The organism is Paenibacillus sp. LHD-117 (assembly GCF_030929555.1).
In the GTDB taxonomy this organism is placed as follows: Bacteria; Bacillota; Bacilli; order Paenibacillales; family Paenibacillaceae; genus Pristimantibacillus.
Genome location: NZ_JAVFVT010000003.1, coordinates 247,087 through 261,101, shown reverse-complemented (window position 1 = coordinate 261,101; position 14,015 = coordinate 247,087). Strand labels below are relative to the sequence as shown.

The following is a 14,015-nucleotide window of genomic DNA, read 5'->3' as shown; positions in this document are numbered from 1 at the left end:
TGTCGGATAGACGTTAATTTGTATCCTTATTTGATATTCCTTCAGATGAGAGTGTTTTAGTCATAATAAAATCGATTTGCTCTTCATTCCCCATATAGAAGGAGTGAACTCCCGTTTGAACAAACCCCTTTCTTTTGTAAAAAGCAATCGCATTTTCGTTTTTCTCCCATACGCCTAACCATATTTTCTTTTTATTCCGTTTTTCCGCAATTTCCATTGCTTCATTTAATAGCTGCTTGCCAAGTCCGTGTTTTTGATAGTTTCTTTTGATATAAATCCGTTCGATTTCAAGCGATTCATGACCCATTTTTTCAGACTGAGCATCATCAGTATTGATTTTTAAATATCCAGCAACTTCATCATTCAAATAAATAAAATAAAACTGCGAAAAAGGATTGGATAGTTCACCCTCTAGTTGGTTTAAGTTAAATGCTCGTTCCAAATAGTCATTTAAAGTATCAGGCGAATTTTGTTCTTTAAATGTCTCATTAAATGTTTCATAACTAATGACTTGAAGTTTGCGTGAATCTTCAAGGGTACATTTTTTTATAGCAATCATCGTTCCTCGCCCCTTTTCAATAATTACGTTCGTTTCCCTTTTTCACATATTCCCAGTCCTTCTCAATATTGCTTCTTATTCTTGCTAGAAGATTGAACACGGTTTTTACTTCACTTTCGGATAAGCCTTCTAGTGCAACGCTAGTGGAATAATCATGTTCTCTCTTTATAGAAGGATAAACATTCTCGCCCTTTTCAGTCGGAAAGAGCTTTTTAATTTTTTTGTTATTCGTATCTTCTTTCTTCAAAATAAATCCATTCATTTCAAGTTTTATAATTGCACGCGCTGCCGTTGTTCGATCTACTTTTATCATCTCAGCCAACTTCTCTTGAATGATTCCCGGGTTTTCACATATTCTCACAAGGTACAAATACTGCCCTTTTGTAAGGTCATATTCTTTGAATTCAATATTACTTATTGAGTCTAATGCCCTTGCAATCATTCCAATCTCACGTAGAATTTCCATCTGAACGAACTCCTTAACTCTAAATTTTATTGCATATACAACAAAATCAACACAAATCTAATTTACCTCATCTTTGTTGCATTTGCAACAAAATAGTTATTTAGATAGTATCCACGTACTTACCAAAAAGTTAGTACGAACGCCAAAGATCTTTAAGTTTAACAAAACCTTTGTTCTTTTTTTCGAAAACGACTTCTTTAACGAAAAAAACAAAGAGGCGGCTTCCCTCTTTGTTTTTAGCTTACTCCATATGAAGCCAGATACCGGTTTCTATCAAATACCTAATTGGTTGTGTATTGCGATGGCGGCGGTTCCTTCCTTACCCGGCAGCTTTATCTTCATTTTCCCACTATCCCTCGGAATGATGGTCTCGCGCGTCATCTCCCAAATATCGACGAGATCTATGGCATATTCAGATCCCTCAGGCAAATCCAGGGTATAAGCAGCTTGGCAACTTTTGCCGAAGTAATGGATCAGATAATTGTCTTATTGCCCTATTGGGCATTCGCACTTCGAGCGCCATGAGGATGATCCGTCGCTTCGGTTGAGTATGCAACAGCCTTGATCTGTATGACCCTGGGTTCGCATCCGTCTGCAGCTACCGTCACGGTGATCATTCCAGCATCCTTGGGGCGTACAACCGCCAACACTTTCCCATCAAAAGTCGTTCGTTCGGCATCAAAGAAATTTTCCGTAGACTTCGGGTCCGCACTGCCGAATCCTTGCAGAACACCTGGCCCCTCAACCTGGACTTTCACTTTGCGGTCGGCGCTGTTGTATAGATTCCCTTGAACGTCCACCAAACTGATCGTTACAAACGACAGGTCACGGTCGGACGCGACGATTTCCTTCCGGTCCGCCTCTACGTTCAACTGGACGTCGCCCGTTGCTGAATAAAGAATCATTTGGCCGGTTGGTTGACCATCCGTATAGGCTACGGCCATGATTTCTCCTGGCTCGTAGTTGAGATCGAATTCAGCTTTATATCTGTGCTCTTCTCCTGCAGCTGCCTTTCCTGCCGCTCTGCCGTTCACGAACAGCTCAACTTCATCCGCATCGGCATACACTTCCACCCGGATCGGTTTTCCTTCGAAACCGTTCCAGGACCAACTAGATACGGAATCGCTCCAGCTCCATTTGGTCAATATCGGTTGTATACCGTAATACTCGGGGCGTTGAACCGCGATATACGGATCTTTGCGAAGACCAAAGACGATCTCACGGTAATACGATACCGGGCGCCGGTTACCGATAATATCAATATCGCCGCACCAAGCCGTAAGCCAAGGGTATGCCCCCATAAAACCGCCAGATTCGTTAAGATCATACTTGATCCGCCCGATTCCCACTTCACCCAGGTAGTCCCAGCCCGTCCAAGTAAAATCGCCAATAACATGATTGTTCTTCTTCACCAGCTTCCAATTGATATCGATCATCGCGGGAAAAGTTTCGCTACCCACGATCACCCGGTTAGGAAACCGCTCCCTATCAGCCAGATATCGCGCCTCCGCATAATTATAGCCAGCAATATCTACGTAGCCGAACGATTCTGACGTTCGATGCGTGGCGAGCTCCGAAGTATTAATAGCTGCCATCGCCTGACCGATGTTGTTCATCATCGTGTTAATGCCTATATTGTTAGCGGCCTGGTTCTCGCTCATCAACTTCATTTGTTCTACTATGACGGAAATAATGAAGTTGACTGAGTTTGTTATGAAACGGGTGTTGTCGATCGACCGGATCTTCTCTGCCAGCTTATGTCCCCAAACAGAAGCAATCGGCTTGCCCGCTTCCGGAATTTCGTTCCCGATTGAATACATAATGACACAGGGGTGATTGTAATTCTTGTCTACCATTGCTTGAATATCGTGCTCCCACCAGACTGGGAAATGAAGCGCGTAATCGTTTTCTACCTTTGTTGAGGTCCACATATCAAAGCTTTCGTCCATAACAAGCATGCCGAGTCGGTCGCACGCAGCAAGAAGCGCCTTACTTATCGGGTTATGCGCGCTACGAAGCGCATTGAACCCTGCCTGCTTAAGAATTTCGACTCGTCGCTCTTCGGCCCGATCGATCGTAACAGCTCCGATCACGCCATTGTCGTGATGAATGCATGCCCCGCGCAGCTTCACAACTTCGCCATTGATACAAAGCCCTCTGTCCGGATCCAGTGTAAGGGAACGGATTCCGAATGTATTCGTCTCCTCGTCCACCAACTTATTTTCTTCTTCAATGCGAGTCCAGCACTTATATAAATGAGGTTGTTCAGCGCTCCAAAGTTGAGGCGACCTGACATTCAAGCGCTGGCGAAATGTCGTACGTTCTCCTGCGAACGAAGTAACGGGTAACGTATCGCTGGCAACGATGTTACCGTCTTTATCCATGATTGTCGTATGCACGTTAACACTTCGAGTTTGATGACCCTCATTTTCAATCACGGTACCTATGGTGACTACGGCACGGTCTTTCGTTATGTCCGGGGTGGAAATTTTTACGCCGTCCAAGGCGATATGCAATAGCTCCCCTATTATTAGGTTAGTGTTGCGGTATATCCCTGCACCGGAGTACCAACGCGAATCCTTATGATTCATCGCAATCACTTTAATTTCATTTTCTTCGCCGTATTTCAGATAACGATCCGCTTTTATATAAAAGTTCGAATAGCCATAAGGATGCTGTCCAGCGAAAGCCCCATTCAGGTACACCATCGCATTCCTGTACACGCCTTCAAACTCAATGGTTACTCTCTTATCTTTGTACGCATCCGGCACAAAAAATGTCTTTCTATACTCGTATTCCCCTTCTGGATAGAAACCGATATTGAAATCGCTTCGACCGCTGTCTTCGCCTTCTGCAGGTTTCTTGCGATGCCTTTCGATCATGGCATCATGAGGCAGCGTAACGTCCTTCGGATTTATCTTTGCATGAGCTTTTTCTGAAAAAAAACCTTTTTTGGGACCGACTGTCCATTTTTTGTTAAAGGATGTCCGATTCATGGTAACCTCCAATTCATATGATGCCGATTAATCGGACAGGCCCGATCAACCCGCTCGGCTCTTGCTGCGCAAAGGCAGACAAAAAGTCATGCTGATCCTTCGCCAGAGTGTTCGTCACTTCGATTACAAGCTTATTGATGCCTTTCTTGATCAGGCCATCTATCTCCATGCGGTATGGCGGACAAATCCGTACTCCGGCTTGTTCGCCGTTCACCCATACTTCGGCCGTTTCGAACGCCTCGCCCAAGTCGAGCAGCACGCGGACTGCGGATTCCGTCCACTCGAACTCTGTTTCATAGCGGAAGGTGCCGCTGAATCGAGGCAACTGCTCGCGTCCGCTCATATTTGTCAACGCCGTCAATGTTCCCCATTCCTTGAAATGAGGATAGTTCATGGAATCAACGATGGAAACCGACCAATCGCCCCGAAGCTCGAGCTCCCCATTGGCGATAATACTAGGGTGTGCAGCGAATCCGTCAATACCGCTCCCATGGAGCATTATGATAGACTCGTACGGGATAAGCTCAAGCTGAACGTCCGTCATGCCGTCTTCCGCCTTTCCGTTCAAGTGTGTGAGCCGGTTCAGGAACGCATCATAAATATAGACCTCCCCATGTACAGGCAAGGTAATCCTCGTCGACAACGATTGATAAGGATGCTCATTGAAGAACATAAATACATTCAGCCCGTCAAGCACATAATGATAGCTTCGAAGATACGGCTCATATTGATTCACTTGAATATCGTAATGTCCGTCTGCAATAAGTTCTTTTGCCAGTTGGTCCAAAGCAACGCACTTCACCTGCCGGTGTCCGGCAAGCTGAGCCAGCTCAGCGGAAACATCGTTCCCCTCGCTCGATCGAACGGGCAGCCCGTCCACGAACCGAATTGCCAATCCTTGCTCAGCTAATTGAACCAGATACTGTATCATCGCTGCCGGCAACGCTTCTGCATAAGGGACGATCAGGCAGCCGAAATCCTCGCGATGGATCAGCAGCCGGCCGTCGCTCACGCTCGCTGCTTCCAACATAACATCGATGGGAACGACGTCGCAGTCGATCTGATGTTGCATGAGCGTCTTTAATGGCTTATGGAAATACATGGCCTCCCCCGACCATTCGGCTTCGGCGTGATAGAGGACTGCCGCGGACGCTATGTGGCTCCCGCCGGTAATGAGGTGGCTTATTCGGTTTATGTAATGGTTCAGATGTTTGTAATACCGGAATTGTGGATTCTTCCCGCTTGCGTACATATGCGGCGGACAGTCCGGATCAGGGAAAGCCTTCTGGGTAAAAGCATGCGGGACAAAATAATTGACACCGCGGACGAGCATATGGTCGGTCAGCCATTTCATCAGCTTAAGACCTTCCGTCCATCCATACGCCCCGTACACCTCGGCCATCGTCCGGCCATGCTTCTTGGGATCGAGATGTCCAAGCGACACGCCTAACTTCGCGAGTCCATAGTGGAAAAATTCGCTGTCCGTCTCTGAGCCGACACCACGGAAAGAGATTTCATCAAAACCAGGCACGATCTGCCAGAGCACTACGTCAATGCCCGACATGTCCTGTCCCCACATCGAGCGGAAGAAATGTCCGGTACTTGGACCAAGTCTGGCATGAACATTGTTGTCTTCGAGTACATGACCGATATATTCAACTCCGCGTGCTCTGCACCATTCACCGATCTGATTGCAAAAGTTTTCCCCGTAGAGTTTGCTGACGATATTCATATAGGCATACCGGACGATGTTCGACTGTTCGCCCTCATGCCAGAGGAGGTGCAGCTGCTTCCGATAGTCCACACCAAGTGCCTGCTCTAGCAGAGCCGGCATCTCGCTGCACCAAGGCAGCGGCACTCCTTTCTTACCGGGCCTCGAGTTGAAGTCGAAGGTTGTTTTATCGTTGTAGAAGCCCGGTTCGTCCGAGAAGAAACCAAGGAACGTCTTGCCGAATTCGTCTCTGTACCGTGCATAGAAAGCCTCGTAGACGTTGTCGATCAGAATACGAACGGAATCCCGCTCCAGCGGGTTTAAATAATCCTTCTGCGCCTCGCTGCCACCATCCTTATTTTCGGAGAGAATGAAGACTCGCCAATATCCGTCTGGGATATCCCAATACAAAATACCGTCATGCGCATACTCCGTGATGTCGACACAGTCATCAAGCAAAGCGCCATTCGATGGATCACGGCGGACTGCGATAACGGCAATCAGCTTATTCCTACCGTTTACATGTGAGGCATTCGAGATGGTTGGCCGAAGCCCGTTCATAAGCAGTGTATCTATTAGCACCGAGGCGCCTAGCGCAGGGCCGACCGTATCGATATAACGTTCGCCCAGAAATTTGCGATGCAGCGATTCAGGTGCCCCCCTCACCTTTCCTGCAGCATGTCCCGTAGGAAAATGATCATCGTCGAGCATCCATACCTTCATGCCGCGCTGCCGGGCTTCATCCATAATGATGTCCATATCCGTCCACCACTTGGATCCGAGAAAATCCGGATGCGGCCTAGCCTCAATACATACGGCTCCAATACCTGACTCATGTACACGGGCTAACTCTTCCCGGATGACGTGCTCTTCCTCGCCATGTTGCCAGAGAAAAGGCAGTATATAATTGTGCTCCTGACCCTCTAGCACTTCCTTCAACCTTTTGTTCATTGGATAGCCCCCTTATTAAAACGCGCGCCCATACAGGCGCGCGTTCCAGTATTAAATTCTAGTCCTTTAGACCACACTACTGCTTGACCTTTGCGAGCCATTCTCTGGCCCGTTTTGTAACCTCTTCGCCGCCCGACTGGTTCCACTTCTCGACAAATTCGTCGAACTTCTCGATCGAATAGGTGCCGATGATGATTTTGCTAGCATACTCCGTGTACAACGTACGGTTAGTGATGTCCGGAAAGCCCTCATAAATGCTTGCCGGCATACCGTCACCTGCAATTGATTTCGCATACTTCTGTGCTTCCTGAATATTTCCGGTAACCTGATCCATTGCCCACTTATTGTCTTCCGACGCGGTACTGTTATAGAGATCAACGGTCATATCCAGCGTCCCTACACTCGAGTACGTATTCAAGAGCAGATTTTCCTGATTGGCCTTGTCATCCGGAAGCTTGACGGCTTTGCCATCTTTCATCGTATAGTGCATGCCTTCCACGCCAAGGTAAAGGTCCTTAAATTTGCTCTTATCGTACATGTTATTCAGCAACTTCAATGTGGCGATCAGCTTGGCCTCATCTTTGTTGTTCTTGACAAGCCATTGCGCGTTCGCAATCTTCTTCATCGTATAGAAGCCTTCATAGCCTTCAACTTTTGGAAGAGGAAGCACGGAGTACTTAGCCTTGATTCCTGTATTCTTAAAAAGATTTTCAAAAACTAGGCTTCCATGCTCGACCCAATGGAAGTAGTTTCCAACCTTATCCGAATGAATTTTTCCTTCCCACTTATCCTTCGTATTCAAAAGAGATTCCTTGTCGATCAGGCCTTCCTTATACAGCTCGGCTATGAAAGCCAAGGCCGCTTTCATGTTAGGCGTTACTGCAGAATATGTCAGCTCGCCGTTATAAAGATCCCATTCCGGGTAACCTTCGAACATCGCGACCCCGTACATTGCAAAGAGATGGTCCATCCAACGCACCTGCTCCCGGCCACCCGTCGGGATTTCATCCTGCTGTCCATTGCCGTTCGGATCCTTGTCCCGAAATGCCTTCAGCACCTCGACGTATTCATCCTGCGTCGTCGGCATTTTCAGACCAAGCTTGTCGAGCCAGTCCTGACGGATCATTCCGCCGTATCTGCCGTATTCCACAATGCTCGGGATATAATATATTTTACCTTGACCTGTCGGATCGTTCGCTTTTACCACATTCCAGATATCCTCCGAAATGGCAGACATCACATTCGGGGCGTACTTCGGCAGCAACTCTGTCAGGTCCGCGATCGCACCATTCTGGGCCAGGCTGACTTCAATCCCTTGTTGAGGGATGAACAGATCCGGCATTTCATTGGCCGCAATCTTCATGTTAAGCTGGTTTAGATAGTTGGTTCCTCCACCCCATTCGATGTAAGGGTGTATAACGCCGACGCCAAGCTTCTCTTTGTAGAACTCATACAACCTGCTTCCTTTTTCAATCGGCTTATAGCCGATATTCGTACCCCATACTTCGATATCGACAATACCCTCGGCAGTGTCCGTTTGATTCTGTTCATTCTCTTTGGACGAGTTCTCGTTGTTGCCGCACCCGGACAAGACGGTCATGCCCAGGATGAGGGCTGTAAACAGCAGCCCCATTTTCTTAGTCTTCATGCTTGTTCCCCCTTAGAATCATTATGATATGTTCAAGGCGTTTTTCGCCTATAAACCGGATGGAATGTTCAAGCCTAACCTTTTACGGAGCCGATCATAGCTCCTTTGACGAAATACTTCTGCAAGAACGGATACACCGCAATAATTGGAATGATCGCGAAGATAACGGTCGCCGCTCTTAGCGTGCGTTCATTATAGTTCAGATCGGCCGTTGAAGCGGCACCGGCCATAATTACGTTATCGTCGGTAATGAACTGCCGGATTTTTATTTGCAACGGGAACCAGTCCGGATTTTGCAGGAAGAAGAGCGGGTGCTGGAACTGGTTCCACAGCATAACTCCATAGAACAATGCTAGCGTTGCAAGAACAGCTTTGGAGAGCGGAAGCACGAATTGAAACAGCATCCGAAAATAACCGCAGCCTTCCAGAAAAGCCGCCTCCTCAAGCTCCTTAGAGAATTGCTTGAAGAACGTTCGCATAATAATCAAGTTGAACGGATTCAAAATATGCGGGATGATCAGCACAAGCGGATTATTATAAAGCCCGATGCCTCGAACCGTCAGAAAATAGGGAACGATCGGTGCCTTGAAAATCATGGCGACGACGACGCCGACCATTATGACTGCTCCCCATCGGAACTCCGACTTCGACTTTGACAACGGGTATGCCAGCAGCGCAGTCATCAATAGGGCCGCAATGGTTCCAACTACCGTCGTGCCCAAGGTCAGGAAGAACGAGCGCCACAAATCCGGACGGTCGATGATATACAGCCAGGAGTCAAGCGTCACCTGCTTTGGCCACAAGGTGACCAGGTTCATTTCTACGGCGCTCTTGGAACTAAGCGAGGTGGAAATGACCGAAACAAGCGGAATAAGCGCCATAATGGATAAGAGGATGAGCACTACTGTAATGGCATTGACGAATACTTTTTCGCCTTTCGATTCGAACATGTTTACCAAAGCCCCCCATCCGATACTTTCTTCGAGAGCCGGTTAAAGACGAATACAAGAATGAAGCCGATAATCGACTGGAACAAGCCGACCGCCGTTGCAAAACTGTACTGCGCTTGCTGAATGCCTGTCCGGAACACATACGTGTCCAGAATATCGCCGACGTTATATGTCATCGGCGTAATCAGATTAAATACATGATCGAATCCGAGATCCAAGAAGTTGCCGATCTCCAACAGAAACAGCACGAGTACAGTCGGTAGTAGTAATGGGAACGTAATATGGCGAATTTGCTTAAACTTTGACGCGCCATCAATCATCGCCGATTCGTACAACTGCGGATCAATTGCACTGATGGCAGCGATATAAACAACCGTTCCCCAACCGGCATCCCTCCATATGGAGGTAAGCACGTACACCAGCCGGAAGTACTCGCTCTCCTGCATCGCTAGAAGCGGTTCGTATCCGAGCCTGTCAATGATAATGTTGAACAATCCGCTTAAGGAGAAGAAGTCGAACACGATGCCGGCCACGATAACCCAGGATAGGAAATGCGGGATATACAGGGCGGTTTGAATGCCTTTCTTCAGCGCCTTCTTACGAATCTCGTTAATCATGAGCGCCAGCAGAACGGGCACAGGGAAAACCAGCGCAAGCTTGAGAAATCCCAGAATGAGCGTGTTGACGAACACGCGGGCAAAGTCGGGATGCTGCAGCAATGTCTCGAAGTGTTTGAATCCGACCCAAGGGCTATCGAGCACTCCTTTGAACACGGAATAATCCTTGAAGGCGATTACAGCTCCGGTCAGCGGAATGTATTTGAACACAATGAGAAATGCGATTCCTGGAATCGCCATCACATATAGCGGCCAATACACCTTCAATCGATGAATTGCGATAACTTTCACTTCATTCCCCCCAATATCTTGTTGCTGAATTCGCTTACAATGTAAATATACAGTCAGCGGCCGCATCTCTCAATCGGGCTATTTTAAGGAAAAACACGGGGTTTTTTGCGCAAAAAAACACCACTCCTTAATGAGTGGCGGTATCTTTACTAGGCATTCGGGTTCTGCTTACGATAGTCCCTCGGCTTGCAGCCGGCCAGTTTCTCGAACATCTGCGCGAAATGCTGAGTATCTAAATAGCCAACCATCCGACATATTTCGTACACCTTGAGATCCGTTTGCTTCAGCAGCTCTTTCGCTTTGGCGATGCGAATCTGGGTCAGGAAGCTCACATACGTTTCCCCTGTTTTTTGCTTGAAATGTTTGCTCAGATAGTAGGGACTGATATAGAAACGCGCAGATAAATCAGCCAGTGTTATCGGTTCATTATAATGCGCCGCCACGTATTCCTTGACCTGAGTGATAATATCATTCTTCTTACTGTTATTATGTTCCTGTTTGAAGGAGATCATTCTATCGATGATCTCAATCATCCATTCCTCTAGCACTTCGAGCGTCCTGAATTTGGATATTCCCTCCAGCGATAGGATATGGCGGCCAAGGAAATCGTTCTGCTGCAGCTGCTGAAACGACATCTTCCGAATGCTCGATAATAGAATGTTCAGGCAATGCATTTGGAGTTCGTCGGGCCTCATGCCCGGCTCATCTTCCATGAGCCGGAAAATTTCGCGCAAGATGCGCGTGCATTCCTCTTTGTCCATATGATCGATGGCCGCTTCAAGCTTGGCGATTACCTCTTCCGGAACCGATAGTCCCGGTCCTGTGAGCTTCAACATGTCAAGATAGGGAAGAACGGCGTCCGTCCCTTTTATCACCTTATAGCTCAGTGCTTGCCTAGCCTCCTCGAACGACTTGCTGATCCCCGTTACGCCACCATGGACTCTGCCGATGCCGACGGTGACGGACAGTTTCAACTCTCGAAGAGCTGCCTCCTTCAGCACACGAATCATACGGATTAATTCCTCGTCTTTCATCGGAGAGCCATGGGCAACCACAATCGCGATCTGGCCAGCAGAATACCGGAAGCGATACACACAATGGTACCTTCGCAGCGCGAGGTCGATCTGCCGGTATAGCGGCTGAAGGCCATTCTCCTTCAACGAATCGGTATTTCCATCAAATTCCATTAAAATAGATGCAAACCGGGAGCACTTCTTTGGAATACGGGCGGCTAGCAGCAGCTCTTCCATTAGATCCGCTTGCTCCGGACCGATATACGAAATATCCCGTAACGCATCCTCTTGGATACGGCTTAACACTTCCTGACGCAATTCATCTACCTCTGCAAGTTTGTCCCTGTCAGATCTGATTGCATCCATCACCTGATTGACGCATTCGCGCAGCTCCTCTTCCTCGACCGGCTTGTTAAGGTAGAACTTCACCCCTAGTTGGATACCTTTTCGGGCATATTCAAAATCCGCAAAACCGCTCAATAAAATAAATGCTGCCCGGCTGTTCGCCTCTCGCAACATGTTGATCATATCAAGGCCATCTGCTTGGGGCATTCGGATATCGGTAATAACAATATCCGGCTGCTTCTTCCGAATGAGTTCGAACCCCTCGAGCCCATTGTGCGCGGTACCGACAACCTCACATTCTGGGATATAGCGGCCAATCATCTTCTTGAGCCCTTCTACTATGCCTTTCTCATCGTCCACGAGGATGAGCTTCATAGACTACCATCCTTTCTTCATTCAAGTTATGGGAATGAGAAACTCCACCATCGTTCCTCGCTTATCCGTTGGAACGATTTTCAAATAATACCGATCACCGTATTTAAGCTTGATGCGATCGGCGATATTCCGCAACCCTAAGCCTTGATCGGCCGAGTCTTCCTGCAGCAGTTTGTAGTTGTTCGATTCTGCCCCCTCCAACAGCACTTCCAGCTCCGCCTGCTTCAACACGGACATACCGATTCCATCATCCGTGATACGTATTAACATTTCGTTTTCTGTGGTCCATACTCCAACGATGTCAATATTCATAGACCGACAGTAATTTTCAAAGCCATGATTAATGCTATTCTCCACTATAGGCTGGAAGACGAGCGGAATGACGCTGCAATCAAGCATCTCGTCGGGTATCTGTATATTTAGTTTAAACATATTATTGAACCTAATATTCTGCAAATGCAGATAGTTGGTCGTATACTCCAGCTCGTTCCGGATCGAATGGTGCTGTCCTTCTTTGCCTAACGATAACCGGAACATGCGCGCCAATATTTTGATCATATCGGCAATCTCATCCTCATCCTTGACCAGCGCTTTCATCCGAATGGACTCCAGTGTATTGTACAGCATATGGGGATTGATCTGATTCTGGAGCGAAATGAATTTGGCCTGGCGTTGCTTAATCTCCGCGATATATACGTCTTCGATCAGCGTTCGGATAGTCGTGATCATCTTGTTGTAGCTGTGCACGAGACTGCCGATCTCGTCGTTCGTATGCTCCTTCTCAATCGGTATATATTGGCCCACTTCCGCCTGCTTCATGCTTCTGCGGAGCGCCTTAATCGGCTTCGTGATCGTATAGCTTAAACCTAGCGAGATGAGGGTAATGACCAAACAGCTGACTAGAATGACAATAACGGTTGTCCCTTTGATCTGATTGATCTTCGCCAACAGCTTCGCGCGCGGGATCTCTGTCTTAATGCTCAGCTCTCCTCGCAAGGTGCTTCCCGTCAGCGTAATGCTGTCCCGTCCACTGTCGGTCTGGATATATTCCGAGCCCAGCCTGAGCACACGATCCCATGATAACCGTCCGCTGGCCGCATCGGAATGATAGACGATTTCATTATGACGGTTGCTGATTGTCACGCTCATCCCGTACTTGTCCCTGGCGAGGACGAATTCGTGATCAAGCTGGAGAAGCGAGAACGGATCCAGATCGATCAACAGAATGCCAGCATAGGCCCCTTTGGAGCTGAACAGAACGCGTCCGACGGTCACTACAGCACCTGCTTCTTTATCCTCGTAATGGGCACGATCATGCAGCCCGGTTATAAACAACGTTTCGTCCAAGCTGCGGATCCCTTGAAACCATTTTTGAGCCAACAACTGCTCCTCATTCACTTTGTCTTTCGTATTCGTATATTGATACACGCTGTTTCCGCGGCTGATCAGCATGACGGTGCTGATCTCCGACTTTAGCACCGCAACTCGCATCAACAAGCGCTGCACGTCTAGTCGCTGATTTACAATCTCGTCGATCGTTAGATTACGCTCATCCCCGAGCTGATAGATTAGTTCGTTATCGACAAGGACAGACTTCGTCACCTTGTCATACTCTTTTATGAACTCATTCAACGAATTCTTGATTTGTGATGTATACAGGGAGGCGAATTCTTCCGAAGAATCCTGAAGCCCCGTGGCTGACTGATGAAATATGAGCGCGCTTACAAATAAGAGTGGAGCAACGCAAGCGAGCAGATAGCCGGCCATTAATTTTTTTTGGAATTTCATATTGCGAATTAATAACGATGCCCTTCGTATCCAGTCTTTATATCCCATACAGGTCCTCCCTTTCGACTTTCTATTCCATCATCCGTAACGATACGCAATGATCATATCGGGAACAACAGGGTATTTTCGTGTTTGTATAGGGGGATTTTAGCTTTTCTACAACAATCATTTTAAAGTTAGTTGTCAGTCGATTGTGCTGATGTAGAAAAAAACAAAGAGGCGGCTTCCCTCTTTGTTTTTAGCTTACTCCGTATGAGCCACCAGTTAACTATAACCGATAAATCGTTATTCAGGCGCAGTTTCAA

At 47.5% G+C, this 14,015-nt stretch carries 10 protein-coding genes; all 10 read right to left on the bottom strand.

Annotated features, from left to right (window positions below; genetic code table 11):
* Window positions 1–13: 13 nt before the first annotated feature.
* Window positions 14–559 carry a spermidine/spermine N(1)-acetyltransferase gene (gene paiA / locus RB620_RS03500; protein WP_308092130.1) on the bottom strand — a complete coding sequence of 182 codons (546 nt, stop codon included), beginning with the start codon at window positions 557–559 and terminating at the stop codon, window positions 14–16.
* Window positions 560–575: 16 nt separating this feature from the next.
* Window positions 576–1,025, bottom strand: coding sequence for a MarR family winged helix-turn-helix transcriptional regulator (locus RB620_RS03495; RefSeq protein WP_308092129.1), 450 nt, complete (start codon window positions 1,023–1,025; stop codon window positions 576–578).
* A gap of 273 nt (window positions 1,026–1,298) precedes the next feature.
* Entirely contained in the window at window positions 1,299–1,499 is a 201-nt protein-coding gene (locus RB620_RS30255) for a DUF5605 domain-containing protein (RefSeq protein WP_374121355.1), read from the bottom strand.
* Between the two features lie 20 nt (window positions 1,500–1,519).
* The gene (locus tag RB620_RS03490) at window positions 1,520–4,021 is read right to left on the bottom strand and encodes a glycoside hydrolase family 2 TIM barrel-domain containing protein (protein WP_308092128.1); all 2,502 of its coding nucleotides are present in this window, start codon (window positions 4,019–4,021) and stop codon (window positions 1,520–1,522) included.
* A gap of 13 nt (window positions 4,022–4,034) precedes the next feature.
* Window positions 4,035–6,683 (bottom strand): glycosylhydrolase-like jelly roll fold domain-containing protein, encoded by a 2,649-nt coding sequence (locus RB620_RS03485; RefSeq protein WP_308092127.1) that lies wholly within the window; start codon window positions 6,681–6,683, stop codon window positions 4,035–4,037.
* A 76-nt stretch (window positions 6,684–6,759) separates the two neighbouring features.
* A complete protein-coding gene (locus tag RB620_RS03480; protein WP_308092126.1) occupies window positions 6,760–8,331 on the bottom strand; it encodes a type 2 periplasmic-binding domain-containing protein in 1,572 nt (523 codons plus the stop codon).
* 74 nt (window positions 8,332–8,405) lie between these two features.
* On the bottom strand, window positions 8,406–9,281 hold the full coding sequence (locus tag RB620_RS03475) for a carbohydrate ABC transporter permease (protein WP_308092125.1): 876 nt from the start codon (window positions 9,279–9,281) through the stop codon (window positions 8,406–8,408).
* 2 nt (window positions 9,282–9,283) lie between these two features.
* Entirely contained in the window at window positions 9,284–10,189 is a 906-nt protein-coding gene (locus RB620_RS03470) for an ABC transporter permease (protein WP_308092124.1), read from the bottom strand.
* 149 nt (window positions 10,190–10,338) lie between these two features.
* The gene (locus RB620_RS03465; protein ID WP_308092123.1) at window positions 10,339–11,922 is read right to left on the bottom strand and encodes a response regulator; all 1,584 of its coding nucleotides are present in this window, start codon (window positions 11,920–11,922) and stop codon (window positions 10,339–10,341) included.
* 21 nt (window positions 11,923–11,943) lie between these two features.
* A complete protein-coding gene (locus tag RB620_RS03460; protein ID WP_308092122.1) occupies window positions 11,944–13,524 on the bottom strand; it encodes a cache domain-containing sensor histidine kinase in 1,581 nt (526 codons plus the stop codon).
* Window positions 13,525–14,015: the final 491 nt, after the last annotated feature.

Excerpts from the sequence above, each read along its gene's own strand:
- RB620_RS03495 (WP_308092129.1), bottom strand. The coding sequence starts at position 1,025 with ATGGAAATTCTACGTGAGATTGGAATGATTGCAAGGGCATTAGACTCA.
- RB620_RS03480 (WP_308092126.1), bottom strand. The coding sequence starts at position 8,331 with ATGAAGACTAAGAAAATGGGGCTGCTGTTTACAGCCCTCATCCTGGGC.
- RB620_RS03475 (WP_308092125.1), bottom strand. The coding sequence starts at position 9,281 with ATGTTCGAATCGAAAGGCGAAAAAGTATTCGTCAATGCCATTACAGTA.
- RB620_RS03465 (WP_308092123.1), bottom strand. The coding sequence starts at position 11,922 with ATGAAGCTCATCCTCGTGGACGATGAGAAAGGCATAGTAGAAGGGCTC.
- RB620_RS03485 (WP_308092127.1), bottom strand. The coding sequence starts at position 6,683 with ATGAACAAAAGGTTGAAGGAAGTGCTAGAGGGTCAGGAGCACAATTAT.
- paiA (WP_308092130.1), bottom strand. The coding sequence starts at position 559 with ATGATTGCTATAAAAAAATGTACCCTTGAAGATTCACGCAAACTTCAA.
- RB620_RS03490 (WP_308092128.1), bottom strand. The coding sequence starts at position 4,021 with ATGAATCGGACATCCTTTAACAAAAAATGGACAGTCGGTCCCAAAAAA.